We start from the raw sequence: 17,123 nt of genomic DNA on the forward strand, positions 1-17,123 counted from the left end.
AGCCTGTGGACAACAACTTGAACCGTGCGCGGCGGCCCGACTACCGTGGCTGAACTCGGATTCCTTTCCTTCCCGCCTGCCGGATCCAACCCGTACCGTCCCAAGAAGCACACATTCGTGGGACCTGTGAGAGAGCGTGCCGCGTGGCTGACGTACCTGCCGATCTTGCCGCAGTGTGGCCACGAGTCCTGGACCAGCTCCTCGGGGAGGGCCAGCAGGGCATCGAGCCGAAGGACAAGCAGTGGATCGAGCGCTGCCAGCCGCTCGCCCTGGTCGCCGACACCGCGCTGCTCGCCGTCCCCAACGAATGGGGCAAGCGCGTGCTGGAGGGCCGGCTCGCTCCGCTGATCAGCGAGACTCTCAGCCGCGAGTGCGGCCGGCCCATCCGGATCGCGATCACCGTGGACGACTCGGCGGGTGAGCCGCCGGCCCCGCCCGCCCCGCCGTCCCGTCCGCAGCAGCCGCGCTACGACGACCCGCCACGCCCCTCCGACGGGGACGGCTACGGCTCGTACGACTCCTACGGGCACCGCTCCCTGCCGGACGACGGCCTGCCGGTGGCCCGCCCCGCCTACCCCGACTACCAGCAGCAGCGTCCCGATCCCGGCGTCTGGCCGCGCGTGCAGGAGGACCTCTCCTGGCAGCAGCCACGGCTCGGCGGGTTCCAGGAGCGCGAGCCCTACGGCTCCTCCCGCCAGGAGCAGCCGCACCGCGACTACCGCGGTCCGGGCTCCGGCTCAGGGGAGCACCTGCCCTCCTACGAACCGCACGCGCCGCGCGAGCAGCACGACCCGCACGACCGCGGCCGCGCCGAGCGCCGCGAGCTGCCCGAACCCGGCGCGCACCGGCCGGGCGGCCCGGGGCACGGCACCGGGCCGGGCTCCGGCGGAGGCGCGCCGGGGACGCCGGGCGCACCGGGCGAACAGCACGCCCGGCTCAACCCGAAGTACCTCTTCGACACCTTCGTCATCGGCTCGTCGAACCGGTTCGCCCACGCGGCCGCCGTCGCCGTCGCCGAGGCACCGGCCAAGGCGTACAACCCGCTCTTCATCTATGGGGAGTCCGGGCTCGGCAAGACCCATCTGCTGCACGCGATCGGTCATTACGCGCGCAGCCTCTATCCGGGCACCCGGGTGCGGTACGTGAGCTCCGAGGAGTTCACCAACGAGTTCATCAACTCGATCCGCGACGGCAAGGGCGACACCTTCCGCAAGCGCTACCGGGACGTGGACATCCTGCTCGTCGACGACATCCAGTTCCTGGCGAGCAAGGAGTCGACGCAGGAGGAGTTCTTCCACACCTTCAACACCCTGCACAACGCCAACAAGCAGATCGTCCTCTCCTCCGACCGGCCGCCCAAGCAGCTGATGACCCTGGAGGACCGGCTGCGCAACCGGTTCGAGTGGGGGCTCACCACCGATGTGCAGCCGCCGGAGCTGGAGACGCGTATCGCGATCCTGCGGAAGAAGGCGGTGCAGGAGCAGCTCAACGCCCCGCCGGAGGTGCTGGAGTTCATCGCCTCGCGGATCTCGCGGAACATCCGGGAACTGGAGGGCGCGCTGATCCGGGTGACGGCCTTCGCCTCGCTCAACCGGCAGCCGGTGGACCTGGGACTGACCGAGATCGTGCTGAAGGACCTGATCCCGGGCGGCGAGGACGCGGCCCCGGAGATCACGGCCGGCGCCATCATGGCGGCGACCGCGGACTACTTCGGGCTGACCGTCGAGGACCTGTGCGGATCGTCGCGCAGCCGGGTGCTGGTGACGGCCCGGCAGATCGCGATGTACCTCTGCCGGGAGCTGACCGACCTCTCGCTGCCGAAGATCGGCGCCCAGTTCGGCGGCCGGGACCATACGACGGTGATGCACGCCGACCGCAAGATCCGGGCGCTCATGGCGGAACGGCGCTCCATCTACAACCAGGTCACCGAGCTGACCAACCGCATCAAGAACGGCTGAGCGGCCCCGGGCGGGCCGTCCGGCACCGAAGGGCGTTTCCGGAGTACGGCTCCGGGGGCGCCCTTCGCCGTACCGCCGGGGTCCTGCGGCGTCCTGGCGGCTTCCTTCGTACGGCCGCGGGGCCTCGCGCGGCTCCGGCGGTCCCGTAGGGCCTCTGGCGCGGACCCGGACCGGCCGCTCCGGCGGCTCCGAGCAGCCCTGAACGGTCCCGCCACGGGGCTTTCCGGCGGGCTCCGGAGCCGTGCACAGCCCTGTGCACGGTCGCCGCTGTTCGAATGAGGGACCGCTGACTACCGCCGACTGCGGTTCTCCACAGTTCGGCAGCAGAACGATCATCCACAGGCTGGGGACCGTCGAGTTGTCCAGACGCCGTCCACAAGCCGACCGGGGCACGGATGATCATCGCAGGTCAGCTGGTTGGGGATTCGTGGACGACGGGCTTCCACAGACTGTGGACAACGAATTCATCCACAGGCCGTGCTCGGAGTTGTCCACTGTCCGCCCACAGGCCCCGGCCTCCGGTCCACAGCTTCTCCACACCGCTGTCCACTGTTCGGCAAGGCGACACCGCGTCTCACTGGCGGGAGTGAAAGCCGTCACACCAACGTGGTCGGTTGGGCTGTGGGGAACCGGGGTAAAGCTGGGGACAGCACTGGGGAGAAGTGGCGTCCACCTGTGCATCGAGTGTGCAGAACTTTCCCGTGTCCACAGCGGCAGGCACTTGTCCACGGCCGCCGCCCACAGGTGCGGTGGACAAAAAACGGGCTCTGACCTGCGTGGACGACGTTATCCACGGTTTCCACAAGCCCTACTACTACTCCCACACAGAGTTAGCGCTGAATTCGTTGGGAAGCGGGGCCTGTGCACAACTCGAGCCGGGAGCTCCGTCCGCCCCTCGTCATGACTTGACCCCGAGCCGCACCGAGTGCCGACGGTGTGCGTCAGACTGGTTCCCGGCATCCGCTCCCCCCGGCGGGGACCTGATGCCGGACGAGGAAGGCCAGCAGGGCGAGCCAGCAACAGCAGGAGGCGGTTCCGGTGAAGATCCGGGTGGAGCGCGATGTACTCGCGGAGGCGGTGGCGTGGGTGGCCCGCAGCCTCCCGGCACGGCCGCCCGCTCCCGTACTCGCTGGCCTGCTGCTGAGGGCCGAGAGCGGACAGCTCAGTTTCTCCAGCTTCGACTACGAGGTGTCCGCGCGCGTCTCGGTGGAGGCCGAGGTGGAGGAGGAGGGCACCGTTCTCGTCTCCGGCCGGCTGCTCGCCGACATCTGCCGCGCCCTCCCCAACCGCCCGGTGGAGATCTCCACAGACGGTGTACGGGCGACCGTGGTCTGCGGCTCCTCCCGCTTCACCCTCCACACCCTCCCGGTGGAGGAGTACCCGTCGCTGCCCCAGATGCCCACCGCCACCGGCACCGTGCCCGGCGAGGTCTTCGCCTCCGCCGCCGCCCAGGTCGCCATCGCCGCGGGCCGGGACGACACGCTGCCCGTCCTCACCGGTGTCCGGATCGAGATCGAGGGCGACACCGTCACCCTGGCCTCCACCGACCGCTACCGCTTCGCCGTCCGCGAGTTCCTGTGGAAGCCGGAGTCCCCGGACGCCTCGGCCGTCGCCCTGGTGCCCGCCAAGACGCTGCTGGACACCGCCAAGTCTCTGACCAGCGGTGACACCGTCACCCTGGCGCTCTCCGGCTCGGGCGCCGGCGAGGGGCTGATCGGTTTCGAGGGCGCCGGCCGCCGCACCACCACCCGGCTGCTCGAGGGCGACCTGCCGAAGTACCGCACGCTCTTCCCGACCGAGTTCAACTCCGTCGCGGTGATTGAGACCGCCCCGTTCGTCGAGGCCGTCAAGCGCGTGGCCCTGGTGGCCGAGCGGAACACCCCGGTCCGGCTCACCTTCGAGCAGGGCGTGCTGATCCTGGAGGCGGGCTCCAGCGACGACGCACAGGCTGTGGAAAGGGTGGACGCGCAGCTGGAGGGCGACGACATCTCGATCGCCTTCAACCCGACCTTCCTGCTGGACGGACTCAGCGCGATCGACTCCCCGGTCGCCCAGCTCTCCTTCACCACGTCCACCAAGCCCGCGCTGCTGAGCGGCCGGCCGGCCCTCGACGCCGAGGCGGACGAGGCCTACAAGTACCTGATCATGCCGGTGCGGCTGAGCGGCTGATCAGCGCCTTTGAGCGGCTGACCCCACAGGTGTGCGACCGCGTCCGGGCGTAGGCTCGGACGCGGGCAGAACACGGCACACAACGATTTGAGGATGCACTGATGGAGCTCGGTCTCGTCGGCCTCGGCAAGATGGGCGGCAACATGCGCGAGCGCATTCGCCGCGCGGGGCACACCGTCATCGGCTACGACCGCAACCCGGACGTCTCGGACGTCGACAGCCTCGAAGAGCTGGTGTCCAAGCTCAAGGGACCCCGGGTGGTCTGGGTCATGGTCCCGGCCGGCGCGGCCACCCAGGCGACCATCGACGAACTCGCCGGCCTGCTGTCGCCCGGCGACGTGGTCGTGGACGGCGGCAACTCCCGCTGGACCGACGACGAGAAGCACGCCGTCGAGCTGGGCCTCAAGGAGATCGGCTTCGTCGACTGCGGGGTCTCCGGCGGTGTCTGGGGCCTGGAGAACGGCTACGCCCTGATGTACGGCGGTACCGAGGAGAACGTGGCGAAGGTCCAGCCGGTCTTCGACGCGCTCAAGCCCGAGGGTGAGTTCGGCTCGGTCCACGCGGGCAAGGTCGGCGCCGGCCACTTCGCCAAGATGGTCCACAACGGCATCGAGTACGCCATGATGCAGGCGTACGCCGAGGGCTGGGAACTGCTGGAGAAGGTCGACTCGGTCACCGACGTCCGTGAGGTCTTCCGCTCCTGGCAGGAGGGCACGGTCATCCGCTCCTGGCTGCTCGACCTCGCGGTCGACGCGCTGGACGAGGACGAGCACCTGGAGAAACTGCGCGGCTTCGCGCAGGACTCCGGCGAGGGCCGGTGGACGGTCGAGGCGGCCATCGACCACGCGGTGCCGCTGCCCGCCATCACCGCCTCGCTCTTCGCCCGGTTCGCGTCCCGCCAGGACGACTCCCCGCAGATGAAGATGATCGCCGCGCTCCGCAACCAGTTCGGCGGCCACGCGGTCGAGGCCAGCAAGAAGTAGGTCCAGGGGGCCGCGCGCCGGTGCGCGCGGCCGCCGTTCGTGCCGGAAGGTCCCCCGCGCAGCCATGCATGTCACGCATTTGTCGCTGGCCGACTTCCGGTCGTACGCCCGGGTCGAGGTACCCCTCGATCCGGGCGTCACCGCGTTCGTGGGCGCCAACGGGCAGGGCAAGACCAATCTGGTCGAGGCGATCGGCTATCTCGCCACCCTCGGCAGCCACCGGGTCTCCTCGGACGCGCCGCTCGTCCGGATGGGCGCCGAGCGGGCGATCGTCCGCGCCGCCGTCACCCAGGGCGAGCGCTCCCAACTGGTCGAGCTGGAGCTCAACCCGGGCCGCGCCAACCGGGCCAGGATCAACCGGTCATCGCAGGTCAGGCCGCGTGATGTGCTGGGCATCGTGCGCACCGTGCTGTTCGCGCCGGAGGATCTGGCGCTGGTCAAGGGCGACCCCGGCGAGCGGCGCCGGTTCCTGGACGAGCTGGTCACCGCCCGTTCTCCGCGCATGGCGGGCGTCCGCTCCGACTACGAGCGGGTGCTCAGACAGCGGAACACCCTGCTGAAGTCCGCCGCCCTGGCCCGTCGCCACGGCGGGCGCTCCATGGACATGTCCACCCTGGACGTCTGGGACCAGCATCTGGCCCGGGCCGGCGCCGAGCTGCTCGCCCACCGGCTGGACCTGGTCACCACCCTCCAGCCGCTGGCCGACAAGGCGTACGAGCAGCTCGCCCCGAGTGGCGGCCCGGTCGCCCTCACCTACAAGGGCGCGGTGGAGGGCGCCCGGACGCGCGAGGAGCTGTACGAGGGACTGCTCGGCGCGCTGGCCGAGGTGCGCAAGCAGGAGCTGGAGCGGGGCGTCACCCTGGTGGGCCCGCACCGCGACGACCTGGTGCTCGGGCTGGGCGAGCTGCCCGCCAAGGGGTACGCCAGCCATGGCGAGTCCTGGTCGTACGCGTTGGCACTGCGCCTCGCCTCGTACGACCTGCTGCGCGGCGAGGGCAACGAGCCCGTACTGGTGCTGGACGACGTCTTCGCGGAGCTGGACGCCCGCCGCCGGGAGCGGCTGGCCGAACTGGTGGCCCCGGCCGAGCAGGTGCTGGTCACGGCCGCGGTGGACGAGGACGTGCCGGACGCGCTGGCGGGCGTGCGGTACCTGGTGGCGGAAGGGACGGTGGAGCGGCGGTGACCTTCGGCATCTCCCCGGGCGGTACGGGCCCGGGCGGTACGGACCCCGTGGGCGGCCGGCCGGAAGCCGGTGCGGCCCCGCTCCCCGCCGCGCCCCAGGGCCCCGACGCGGCTCCGGTGCCCGCTCCGTCGGGTGTGGACCTGGCGCGGGTGGCGCTGCGGGCCGCCAAGGAGCAGGCGAAGGCCCGGGGCGCTGCCGCCCAGCAGAAGAAGCAGGCCCGGCGGGGCGGCGGGCTGCGCTCGGGTGCCCGGGCCGACGGCCGGGACCCGCTGCCGCTGGGAGCCGCCATCAACCGGCTGATCACCGAACGTGGCTGGGAGGCCCCGGCGGCGGTCGGCGGGGTCATGGGGCGCTGGCCGCAGATCGTGGGCGAGGACCTGGCGAAGCACTGCGTCCCGCTCCGGTACGACGAGGATCCCGAGGAGCGGGTGCTCACCGTGCAGTGCGACTCCACCGTCTGGGCCACCCAACTGCGGCTGCTCGCCCCCCGGCTGGTGGCCCGGCTCAACGAGGACCTGGGCCATGGCACGGTACAGATGATCAAGGTGCTGGGGCCGGGCGGTCCCCGGCGCGGCTACGGCCCGCTGCGGGCCCCGGGCAGTACGGGGCCGGGCGACACCTACGGGTGAGGCGGGCGGGCACCGGGGCGGGACCTCCGCACCGGCGCCCCGCGCGCGCCGCGCCTCTCCGCGCCGGGCGGGGTGCCGGGTGCGAACTCTTCGGGGGTAAGGGCCCGGGCCGCCCGCGCCGCGAGGGCTTGGGCCGGTTGCGGGGCGGGGACCGGGAGGCGCGGCGACGGGTGGTCCACCGGGCGGGCCCGGGCCGGGGCGGGCGGCCGATCGGCGGAGTCGTACCGCTGTCGGATCCTCCACTCTGCCCACCGGGCGGTGTTCAGGCGCTCTGTTTCACGTGAAACAGAGTGGCGTCAACGGGGCTGTTTCACGTGAAACGGGGGTTTCACGTGAAACAGGGCGGGGCCTACGGCTTCGGAGGTCCGTCCCGCTGCGTGAACGGCCGGCCGCCGCGTGCCGTCTGCCCGGTGGGAGTCGCGGGCGGGTGGCTCTGTCGCCGTCTCCCCGGTGCTGTGCCCCGGCGGCGCCGGTGCGGGCAGGTGGCGGGGCCCGGGGGCGCGCGGACCGGCCGGTCGGTGAGGCGGCCGTCACCGTAGCGGCAGGTTGACATCCCGAAGCGCTGAGTGCCCGCGTGAGCCTCTCGGGCCCCCACCCCGCATATGGGGAGTCGGTTCCCGCCGGTTCAGGGCGGCACATGCGGACTCAGGCACCGCCAAACCCCCATGAGTGTCAGCGCTACCGGTAGACTGGTAGGTAATCCCGCCCACTGCGGAACATGTCGATCGACGCAGCCGCTCCCGCACGCCCGGAGAGACGGCCTGTGCTGTGCCAGAAAGGGCGCTTCGTGGCCGATTCCGGCAACCCCAACGAGAACACTCCGTCCACCGCCGCCGGCGAAGCCGCCGGGGCAGCCGCCCCCACCGACGGCCCGCAGGCTCCCGCCAACGGCGAGGTCACCGCCTCGTACGACGCCAGCGCGATCACCGTCCTCGAAGGGCTGGACGCGGTCCGGAAGCGGCCGGGCATGTACATCGGCTCGACCGGTGAGCGCGGCTTGCACCACATGGTCCAGGAGGTCGTGGACAACTCCGTCGACGAGGCGCTGGCCGGTCACGCGGACACCATCGACGTCACGATCCTCGCCGACGGCGGAGTCCGGGTGATCGACAACGGGCGAGGCATCCCCGTCGACATCCACCCCGTCGAGAAGAAGCCCGCCGTCGAGGTCGTGCTCACCGTGCTGCACGCGGGCGGCAAGTTCGGCGGCGGCGGGTACGCCGTCTCCGGCGGTCTGCACGGCGTCGGTGTCTCCGTGGTCAACGCGCTCTCCACCAAGGTGTCGGTCGACATCAAGCGCGACGGCCACCGCTGGACGCAGGAGTACAAGCTCGGCGTCCCCACCGCGCCGCTCGCCAAGCACGAGGCGGTCGAGGACTCCGGCACCACGGTGACCTTCTGGGCCGACCCGGACGTCTTCGAGACCACCGAGTACAGCTTCGAGACCCTCTCCCGGCGCTTCCAGGAGATGGCGTTCCTCAACAAGGGCCTGACCATCACGCTCACCGACGAGCGCGAGTCGGCCAAGGCGACGATGAACGCCGACGACCCGGACGCCTCGGCCGAGACGGCCGAGGAGCCGCCGGCCCGTACGGTGACCTACTTCTACGAGGGCGGCATCGTCGACTTCGTGAAGTACCTCAACAGCCGCAAGGGCGAGCTGATCCACCCCACGGTCATCGACGTCGAGGCCGAGGACCGGGACCGGCTGCTCTCGGTCGAGATCGCGATGCAGTGGAACTCGCAGTACACCGAGGGCGTGTACTCCTTCGCGAACACGATCCACACCCATGAGGGCGGTACGCACGAGGAGGGCTTCCGAGCCGCGCTGACCGGCCTGGTCAACCGGTACGCCCGCGACCGCAAGCTGCTCCGTGAGAAGGACGACAACCTCACCGGCGAGGACATCCGCGAGGGCCTCACCGCGATCATCTCGGTCAAGCTGGGCGAGCCGCAGTTCGAGGGCCAGACCAAGACCAAGCTGGGCAACACCGAGGCGAAGACCTTCGTCCAGAAGGTGGTGCACGAGCACCTCACCGACTGGTTCGACCGCAATCCCAACGAGGCCGCGGACATCATCCGCAAGGGCATCGCGGCGGCCACCGCCCGGGTGGCGGCCCGCAAGGCCCGCGATCTGACCCGGCGCAAGGGTCTGCTGGAGTCGGCCTCGCTGCCCGGCAAGCTCTCCGACTGCCAGTCGAACGACCCCATCAAGTGCGAGATCTTCATCGTCGAGGGTGACTCCGCCGGCGGCTCGGCCAAGTCCGGCCGGAACCCGATGTACCAGGCGATCCTGCCGATCCGCGGCAAGATCCTGAACGTCGAGAAGGCCCGGGTCGACAAGATCCTCCAGAACACCGAGGTCCAGGCGCTGATCTCGGCCTTCGGTACCGGGGTCCACGAGGACTTCGACATCGAGAAGCTCCGCTACCACAAGATCATTCTCATGGCGGACGCCGACGTCGACGGCCAGCACATCAACACCCTGCTGCTGACCTTCCTCTTCCGCTTCATGCGCCCGCTGGTCGAGGCGGGCCACGTCTATCTCTCCCGTCCGCCGCTCTACAAGATCAAGTGGGGCCGGGACGACTTCGAGTACGCCTACTCGGACCGGGAGCGCGACGCTCTGGTGGAGCTGGGCAAGCAGAACGGCAAGCGGATCCGGGAGGACTCGATCCAGCGGTTCAAGGGTCTCGGTGAGATGAACGCCGAGGAACTGCGCGTCACCACCATGGACATCGACCACCGGGTGCTCGGCAAGGTCACCCTGGACGACGCCGCGCAGGCCGACGACCTGTTCTCGGTGCTGATGGGCGAGGACGTGGAGGCGCGGCGCTCGTTCATCCAGCGCAATGCCAAGGACGTCCGCTTCCTCGACATCTGAGTCGGTCTCAGCTGACCGCACGAAAGGAACTGAAGACCAGCAATGGCCGACGAGAACACTCCTGAGAACCCCGGAACCCCTGAGTCCCCCGAGAACCCGGCGACCCCTGCGGCCTCCGGGGATGCGCGGAACGCCGGCGAGGCCGCCGGCGGCGGTGAGGACGGCACGGTCGCGGCCGGCGGCGCCGGTGGCCCGGAGGCCCCGGCGGGCGCCCCCGCCCCGGTGATCACCGCGGATGACGAGGCGTCCGCGATGCGGATCGAGCCCGTGGGGCTCGAGACCGAGATGCAGCGCTCGTACCTCGACTACGCGATGTCCGTCATCGTCTCGCGCGCGCTGCCGGACGTCCGGGACGGCCTCAAGCCGGTCCACCGCCGGGTGCTGTACGCGATGTACGACGGCGGATACCGGCCCGAGAAGGGCTTCTACAAGTGCGCCCGCGTCGTCGGTGACGTCATGGGTACGTACCACCCGCACGGCGACACCTCGATCTACGACGCCCTGGTCCGGCTGGCCCAGCCGTGGTCGATGCGGATGCCGCTGGTCGACTCCAACGGCAACTTCGGCTCCCCGGGCAACGACCCGGCGGCGGCCATGCGCTACACCGAGTGCAAGATGGCGCCGCTGTCGATGGAGATGCTCCGGGACATCGACGAGGAGACCGTCGACTTCCAGGACAACTACGACGGCCGCAACCAGGAGCCGACGGTTCTGCCGTCCCGGTTCCCGAACCTGCTGGTCAACGGCTCCGCCGGCATCGCGGTCGGCATGGCGACCAACATCCCCCCGCACAATCTGCGCGAGGTCGCGGAGGGCGCCCAGTGGGCTCTCCAGCACCCGGACGCCGGCCATGAGGAGCTGCTCGACGCCCTGATCGAGCGGATCAAGGGCCCGGACTTCCCGACCGGCGCCCTGGTGGTCGGCCGCAAGGGCATCGAGGAGGCGTACCGCACCGGGCGCGGCTCCATCACCATGCGCGCGGTGGTCGAGGTCGAGGAGATCCAGAACCGCCAGTGCCTGGTCGTCACCGAGCTGCCCTACCAGGTCAACCCGGACAACCTCGCGCAGAAGATCGCCGACCTGGTGAAGGACGGCAAGGTCGGCGGCATCGCGGACGTACGCGACGAGACCTCCTCGCGCACCGGCCAGCGTCTGGTCATCGTGCTCAAGCGGGACGCGGTCGCCAAGGTCGTCCTCAACAACCTCTACAAGCACACCGACCTCCAGACCAACTTCGGCGCCAACATGCTGGCGCTGGTCGACGGTGTGCCGCGCACCCTCTCACTGGACGCGTTCATCCGGCACTGGGTGACGCACCAGATCGAGGTCATCGTCCGGCGTACCCGGTACCGGCTGCGCAAGGCGGAGGAGCGGGCGCACATCCTGCGCGGTCTGCTCAAGGCGCTGGACGCCATCGACGAGGTCATCGCGCTCATCCGGCGCAGCGACACGGTCGAGGTGGCGCGCGAGGGCCTGATGGGTCTGCTGGAGATCGACGAGATCCAGGCCAACGCCATCCTGGAGATGCAGCTCCGCCGGCTGGCCGCCCTGGAGCGGCAGAAGATCGTCGCCGAGCACGACGAGCTCCAGGCGAAGATCAATGAGTACAACGCGATCCTGGCCTCCGAGTCCCGGCAGCGCCAGATCGTCAGCGAGGAGCTGGCGGCGCTGGTGGAGAAGTTCGGCGACGACCGGCGCTCCAAGCTGGTCCCGTTCGACGGCGACATGTCCATCGAGGACCTGATCGCCGAGGAAGACATCGTCGTCACCATCACCCGCGGCGGCTATGTGAAGCGGACGAAGACCGTCGACTACCGCTCGCAGAAGCGCGGCGGCAAGGGCGTGCGGGGCACCAAGCTTCGCGAGGACGACATCGTCGACCACTTCTTCGTCTCCACCACCCACCACTGGCTGCTGTTCTTCACCAACAAGGGCCGGGTCTACCGGGCCAAGGCGTACGAGCTGCCGGACGCCAGCCGGGAGGCCCGCGGTCAGCACGTCGCCAATCTGCTCGCCTTCCAGCCGGACGAGAAGATCGCGGAGATCCTCGCCATCCGCGACTACGAGGCGGTGCCCTACCTGGTGCTCGCCACCAAGGCGGGTCTGGTGAAGAAGACCTCGCTCAAGGACTACGACTCCTCGCGCTCCGGCGGTGTCATCGCCATCAACCTCCGGGAGACCGAGGACGGCCGGGACGACGAGCTGATCGGCGCGGAGCTGGTGTCGGCGGAGGACGATCTGCTGCTCATCAGCAAGAAGGCCCAGTCGATCAGGTTCACCGCGACGGACGAGGCGCTTCGCCCGATGGGACGCGCCACCTCGGGTGTCAAGGGAATGAGTTTCCGCGAGGGCGACGAACTGCTGTCGATGAATGTGGTGCGGCCCGGTACGTTCGTCTTCACCGCGACGGACGGCGGCTACGCCAAGCGAACCGCCGTGGACGAATATCGCGTCCAGGGACGTGGTGGCCTCGGTATCAAGGCCGCCAAGATCGTTGAGGACCGCGGCTCGCTCGTCGGCGCGCTGGTGGTCGAGGAGACCGACGAGATCCTCGCCATCACGCTGTCCGGTGGTGTGATTCGTACGCGAGTCAACGAAGTCAGGGAGACGGGCCGTGACACCATGGGCGTCCAACTGATCAACCTGGGCAAGCGCGACGCGGTGGTCGGCATCGCGCGCAACGCCGAGGCGGGTGCCGAGGCCGAAGAGGTCGAAGGCGCCGACGGTACAGAGGGCACAGAAGGTACGGGCGGCACCGAGGGTGTCGCGGTGACTGGGGCCGCCGAGGCGGCCGGGTCCGCCGGGGACACGGAGTCTTCGGCCGGGGAGCACGAGGAGTAAGAGCGTGAGTGGAGCCACGGGCGCCGGATCGGCTGCTTCCAAAACGAAAGGTGCCCGTGGCTCCGCCGCGGACTCCCAGGGGGTGTCGGTGACCACGTACGACGAGGGGCCGCTGCCCGGCGATCGCCCCGCCGCCAAGAAGTCCTCCGGTCCGTACCACCCGCCGCAGGCGTACGGCGCCGGGGACGGCGGCCAGGGCGGCGCGGCCGCCCGGCTGGCGCGTACCGGCGCCAAGACCACCCCGCGCACCCGCAAGGCCCGGCTGCGGGTGGCCAAGGCCGATCCCTGGTCGGTGATGAAGGTGAGCTTCCTGCTCTCCATCGCGCTCGGCATCTGCACGGTGGTCGCCGCCGCGGTGCTCTGGATGGTCATGGACGCGATGGGCGTCTTCACCACGGTCGGCGGCACGATCAGCGAGGCCACCGGCTCCAATGAGAGCAACGGCTTCGACCTCCAGTCCTTCCTGTCGCTGCCGCGGGTGCTGCTCTTCACCTCGGTGATCGCGGTGATCGACGTCGTCCTCGCGACGGCGCTGGCCACCCTCGGTGCCTTCGTCTACAACCTGTCGGCGGGCTTCGTCGGCGGGGTCGAGCTCACGCTCGCCGAGGACGAGTAGCCCCGGGCAGCGGATTTGGGGAGTTCCGGCTCTGTGCGCTAATCTTCAGAGGTCAGCGCGCAGCGCGGCGGGGCTATAGCTCAGTTGGTTAGAGCGCATCCCTGATAAGGATGAGGCCACAGGTTCAAATCCTGTTAGCCCCACAGTCGAAGAAGCCCGGCAGGTCATCATTGACCGGCCGGGCTTCTTCGTGTGCACCCGCCCTGTTCTGTCGTGAAGCACCCTGTTCCGCCGTGGAGCCGCCGTTCTTCCCCGCCGTCCCCGGGCCGGTGCGGGGGGCCGGAGGCAGGTCACCGATTGGTATCGGCCGGTGTGTATAGTCGGGCGCCAGAAGGTCTCCTACGTCAAGAAAGACGAGGTCGCGCGGTGAAGAAGCTTCTCCTGGTCGCCCTGGCCGCCATCGGCGGACTCCTCGTGTACCGCCAGATCCAGGCGGACCGCGCCGAGCAGGACCTGTGGACGGAGGCGACCGACTCCGTGCCCGCTGGTTCCGGTGTGTGAGCCGAGGCAGTCGACAGACGAACTGCGTACGGGCCCCGGTCGCTGAGTCAGCGACCGGGGCCTTGTGCTGTCCGGGCCTCGCCAGGCGTTCCGGACGCCGGGGCCCGGTTGCGGGACGGCCCCGCCGGGATTCGCCACCGCAACGATTTCCTTCGCGGCAGCGAATGCGCCCGGATGCCGCCGGTCTTCCGGCCGGGCGCAGACAGCGGCGCCGCGGCCGGGGCAGGATGGTCCGGCACCACGGGCCCGGAGCCCGGCGGGGTGCGGACCACAGGCCCTGGGGGGAGCAGCCGGTGATGAGGCGGTGGGGGACGAAACGGCGAGCGAAGAGACGGTGCGCCGGGGCCGGGCGGCCGGCCGGGATCGCGCTGCGGTGCGCCGCGGCGGCCGGCGCCGCGCTGCTGGGGACGGCGGTGGCCCGGCCGGCCTCGGCGGCGGAGGCGCCCGGCTCGTACGCCTTCGCCGACGGCGCCCGGACGGTGCGCGGCGCGGCGGGCAGCAGCGACGCCCCGGTGATCGAGGCGGGCGCCGTGTACCGGGACGCGGTCGAGGCGGACGGGAAGCTGTTCTACCGGGTCGAGCTGGACGCCCGGAGCAACGCCTATGTCTCCGCCGTCGCCGTCCCCCCGGCGGACGGCCGGGTCACCTATGAGGACAGGCTCAAGGTGACGCTCCAGGACCGGGACGGCCGCGACTGCGGCCATGACGACGCCCCGATCGGCTCGGCCGCCTACCCCCGGCCGCTGGCCACCTCTGCCGGCCGCACCGTCGAGGCCGGCGGTTCCACCTGCCAGGAGGCCGGCCCGTACTACCTCGTCGTCGAGCGGGCCACCGGCAAGGGCTCCTCGCGCGAGCCCTGGCAGCTGGAGCTCCGCCCCGTGCTGGAACCCGGTCCCCGGGACGCCGGCCCCACCGCCGCGCCCTCCGTATGGCCGAGCGCCTCCCCGCCGCCCCCGGGCGGTCTCCGGGACCGGACCGGAGGTGGCGGGTTCGCCGACGCTCCCGGGCTGACCCAGGGGGAGTGGAAGGACCGGATCGAGCCGGGCCGGAGCCGGTTCTACCGGGTGCCGGTCGACTGGGGTCAGCAGCTCTTCGCCGACGCCGAACTGGGCAGTTCCGCCGGGACCGGCGGCGGTTCGGTGGGCAGCGCGCTGGCCGTCGACCTCTACAACCCGGCGCTCGGCCTGGTGACGAGCGGGAACGGTGTCTCCTACGACGGCAGACAGAAGTCGGTGGCGCTCGACGCGCTGCCGCCGGTCGCCTACGAGAACCGTTTCTCCTCCGACTCCACCGTGCGGGCCGTGCGGTTCGCCGGCTGGTACTACCTGCGGGTCACGCTCAGCCCCGAGGTCGGCGGGAGCTTCGGCCGGAAGCCGTACGGGCTGTCCCTGCGGGTCACCGTGCGGGGCACCCCGAAGCCCTTCGCCTACGACGGGTTCCCCGGGATTTTCGCGGTGACGGCCGGCGACCGGGAGGACGCTGCCGCTGGGCGGAGCGTGCCGGGGGCGGCGGCCAGGAGCGCCACCCTGCGGACCGTCGCGGTGGCGGGGATCGGCACCGGGACGGCCCTGGTGCTCGGGCTCGGTGCCTGGGCCCTGTCAGCCCGCAGGACCGCGGCCCGCTGAGGTCCGTACTCCCCGGGGCAGCCGTGGGGTGGCCGCGACCGGGCCGCCGGAGGGTCAACCCCTGGCGAGCGCCCAGAAACCGACGGCGTAACAGATCAGGGCCAGCAGCAGCACCGGTACGGCCACCTTCGGCGGCGGTCCGGGGCGCCGGCGCGCGGCGGCCGTGCGGGCCGGCGCCCCGGACGGGCCGGGCGCCCCGGACGGGCCGGATGGGTCAGGTACGCCGGACAGGCCGGGTCCGGTGGCCGGCCGGCCCAGGTGCGCCGGCGCGGTGTACGGGCGAGTGGGCGCCGGTTCCGGCCGGGCGCTCAGCAGGTCCGGGGCGGCGACGCCCTGGACGGCGATCCCTGGAACGGCGTCTCCCGTGACGGCGGCGCCCGGGGCGGCGGGCGCCGGGACAGGGGCCCCCGGGGCGGCGGCCTCCGGGGCGGTAGTGGCTCCCGGGGCGGCGGGCGCCGCGGGCCCGGGCCGTAGCCAGGCCCCCGGCACGGGTCCGGGCGGTGGGCCCTGCGGGCGCTCGGGTGGCGGGGCGAGCCGGGAGGTGCCGGTGCCGGACGAAACCGACCACGGCCGGCCGGACGCGGGAGCGGCACCGGCTCCCGGACCGGTGACGGGCCCGCCGGTCGGGCAACCGACGGGCCCGGGCCCGCCGGGCGCCGGGCCACCCGCCGCGCCGCCGGTGCCGGCGGCCGGGGCGGCCGCAGCAACCGGGTCGGCCGGTGCGCCCGTGGCCGGGCCCTCCGGCGGGACGGCCGCTCCGTTGCCAGCTCCACCGCCGTACCCGGTGCCGTACCCGGTGACCTTCCTGGTGCCCTCGACGGGAGCGCGGGGCGCGGGGCTGTCCGGGCCCTCAGGGCCGTACCCGGCGGGCAGCGGGCCGAGCTGGTCGAAGACCTCGACCGGCTCCTCATCCCGCCCCGGCTCCGGGAGCAGCTCGACGGCGGCCGCCAGAGCCTTCCGGGCGCCGGTGGCGGTACGGAACCGGGCCGCCGGGTCCGGCTGGAGCAGACCGGCGACGACCTGCCACAGCGGCTCGGGCACGCCCTGCGGGGCACCCGGGGTGCCGTACGCCGTGAAGTGGTCGACCAGGGCCCTGGTGTCCGGCTTGCGGCCCTCCAGCAGATGGAGGGCGACCAGGCCCACCGCGAACAGATCGGCGGCGAAGTCCGGTTCGGCGCCCAGCAATTGTTCGGGCGCGAAGTAGCCCGGGGTGCCCACCACATAGTCGGTCTCGGTGAGCCGGGGCTCGCCCTTGCGCATGGCGATGCCGAAGTCGGAGAGGCGGAGGTGCGGCCGCCCGGCGCCGGTCGCCTCCAGCAGGATGTTGGCCGGCTTGATGTCCCGGTGCACGACCCCCTCGGCGTGCACCGCCGCCAGACCGGCGAGCAACTGGTCGAGCAGGACGCAGACGAACCGGGCCGGCAGCGGTCCGTAGTCCCCGATGACATGGGCCAGCGAGCCGCCGCCCACCAGGTCCATGGTGAACAGCACCTTGTCGTCGTCGGCCGCCCAGCTGGCGGGGGCGAGGACGTGCGGGTGGTCGATCCGCAGGGCCTGCTCGCGCACGAAGCGCAGCAGGGCGTGGGCATCGCTCTGCTGAAGGACCTTGGCGGCCACATAGCGGCGGCGGCGATGGTCCCAGGCGCGCCAGACGGCGCCCACCCCGCCCCGGCCGATCGGGTCGATCAGCTCGTACCGAGCAGCGAAGACCTCACCCATGCGCCGCGTCCGCTC

The 17,123-nt window shown here is 71.5% G+C and carries 11 protein-coding genes and 1 tRNA gene; 11 read left to right on the forward strand and 1 reads right to left on the reverse strand.

Annotation, left to right across the window (positions count from 1 at the left end):
• The first annotated feature begins 143 nt into the window (after positions 1–143).
• From dnaA to NX801_RS06015, 11 genes are all read left to right on the forward strand, one after another.
• Positions 144–1,958, forward strand: a complete 1,815-nt coding sequence (gene dnaA, locus NX801_RS05965) for a chromosomal replication initiator protein DnaA (RefSeq protein WP_258785953.1) — start codon at positions 144–146, stop codon at positions 1,956–1,958.
• A gap of 1,038 nt (positions 1,959–2,996) precedes the next feature.
• The gene (gene dnaN / locus NX801_RS05970; RefSeq protein WP_258785954.1) at positions 2,997–4,127 is read left to right on the forward strand and encodes a DNA polymerase III subunit beta; all 1,131 of its coding nucleotides are present in this window, start codon (positions 2,997–2,999) and stop codon (positions 4,125–4,127) included.
• 101 nt (positions 4,128–4,228) lie between these two features.
• Positions 4,229–5,110, forward strand: coding sequence for a phosphogluconate dehydrogenase (NAD(+)-dependent, decarboxylating) (gnd, locus tag NX801_RS05975; protein WP_258785955.1), 882 nt, complete (start codon positions 4,229–4,231; stop codon positions 5,108–5,110).
• A 64-nt stretch (positions 5,111–5,174) separates the two neighbouring features.
• A complete protein-coding gene (gene recF, locus NX801_RS05980; protein WP_258785957.1) occupies positions 5,175–6,293 on the forward strand; it encodes a DNA replication/repair protein RecF in 1,119 nt (372 codons plus the stop codon).
• A gap of 47 nt (positions 6,294–6,340) precedes the next feature.
• The gene (locus tag NX801_RS05985) at positions 6,341–6,922 is read left to right on the forward strand and encodes a DciA family protein (protein ID WP_428986074.1); all 582 of its coding nucleotides are present in this window, start codon (positions 6,341–6,343) and stop codon (positions 6,920–6,922) included.
• A 763-nt stretch (positions 6,923–7,685) separates the two neighbouring features.
• Positions 7,686–9,806 carry a DNA topoisomerase (ATP-hydrolyzing) subunit B gene (gene gyrB, locus NX801_RS05990; protein ID WP_258785961.1) on the forward strand — a complete coding sequence of 707 codons (2,121 nt, stop codon included), beginning with the start codon at positions 7,686–7,688 and terminating at the stop codon, positions 9,804–9,806.
• A 42-nt stretch (positions 9,807–9,848) separates the two neighbouring features.
• Positions 9,849–12,647 carry a DNA gyrase subunit A gene (gene gyrA / locus NX801_RS05995; protein WP_428986067.1) on the forward strand — a complete coding sequence of 933 codons (2,799 nt, stop codon included), beginning with the start codon at positions 9,849–9,851 and terminating at the stop codon, positions 12,645–12,647.
• 4 nt (positions 12,648–12,651) lie between these two features.
• A complete protein-coding gene (locus tag NX801_RS06000; protein ID WP_428986068.1) occupies positions 12,652–13,263 on the forward strand; it encodes a DUF3566 domain-containing protein in 612 nt (203 codons plus the stop codon).
• A 69-nt stretch (positions 13,264–13,332) separates the two neighbouring features.
• A tRNA-Ile gene (locus tag NX801_RS06005) sits at positions 13,333–13,406 on the forward strand.
• 223 nt (positions 13,407–13,629) lie between these two features.
• The gene (locus NX801_RS06010; RefSeq protein WP_003958712.1) at positions 13,630–13,764 is read left to right on the forward strand and encodes a DLW-39 family protein; all 135 of its coding nucleotides are present in this window, start codon (positions 13,630–13,632) and stop codon (positions 13,762–13,764) included.
• Between the two features lie 296 nt (positions 13,765–14,060).
• On the forward strand, positions 14,061–15,389 hold the full coding sequence (locus NX801_RS06015) for a hypothetical protein (protein ID WP_258785962.1): 1,329 nt from the start codon (positions 14,061–14,063) through the stop codon (positions 15,387–15,389).
• A gap of 54 nt (positions 15,390–15,443) precedes the next feature.
• On the opposite strand, the gene NX801_RS06020 is transcribed toward NX801_RS06015, so the two are convergent.
• Positions 15,444–17,108: a serine/threonine-protein kinase gene (locus NX801_RS06020; RefSeq protein ID WP_258785963.1), complete on the reverse strand. Its 1,665-nt coding sequence runs from the start codon at positions 17,106–17,108 to the stop codon at positions 15,444–15,446.
• Positions 17,109–17,123: the final 15 nt, after the last annotated feature.

The sequence above is a fragment of the Streptomyces pyxinae genome (assembly GCF_024756275.1).
In the GTDB taxonomy this organism is placed as follows: Bacteria; Actinomycetota; Actinomycetes; order Streptomycetales; family Streptomycetaceae; genus Streptomyces; species Streptomyces pyxinae.

Bases quoted from the DNA above. Each gene is read 5' to 3' on its own strand.
- NX801_RS06020 (WP_258785963.1), bottom strand. From the start codon at position 17,108: ATGGGTGAGGTCTTCGCTGCTCGGTACGAGCTGATCGACCCGATCGGC.
- NX801_RS06015 (WP_258785962.1), top strand. From the start codon at position 14,061: ATGAGGCGGTGGGGGACGAAACGGCGAGCGAAGAGACGGTGCGCCGGG.
- gyrA (WP_428986067.1), top strand. From the start codon at position 9,849: ATGGCCGACGAGAACACTCCTGAGAACCCCGGAACCCCTGAGTCCCCC.
- recF (WP_258785957.1), top strand. From the start codon at position 5,175: ATGCATGTCACGCATTTGTCGCTGGCCGACTTCCGGTCGTACGCCCGG.
- gnd (WP_258785955.1), top strand. From the start codon at position 4,229: ATGGAGCTCGGTCTCGTCGGCCTCGGCAAGATGGGCGGCAACATGCGC.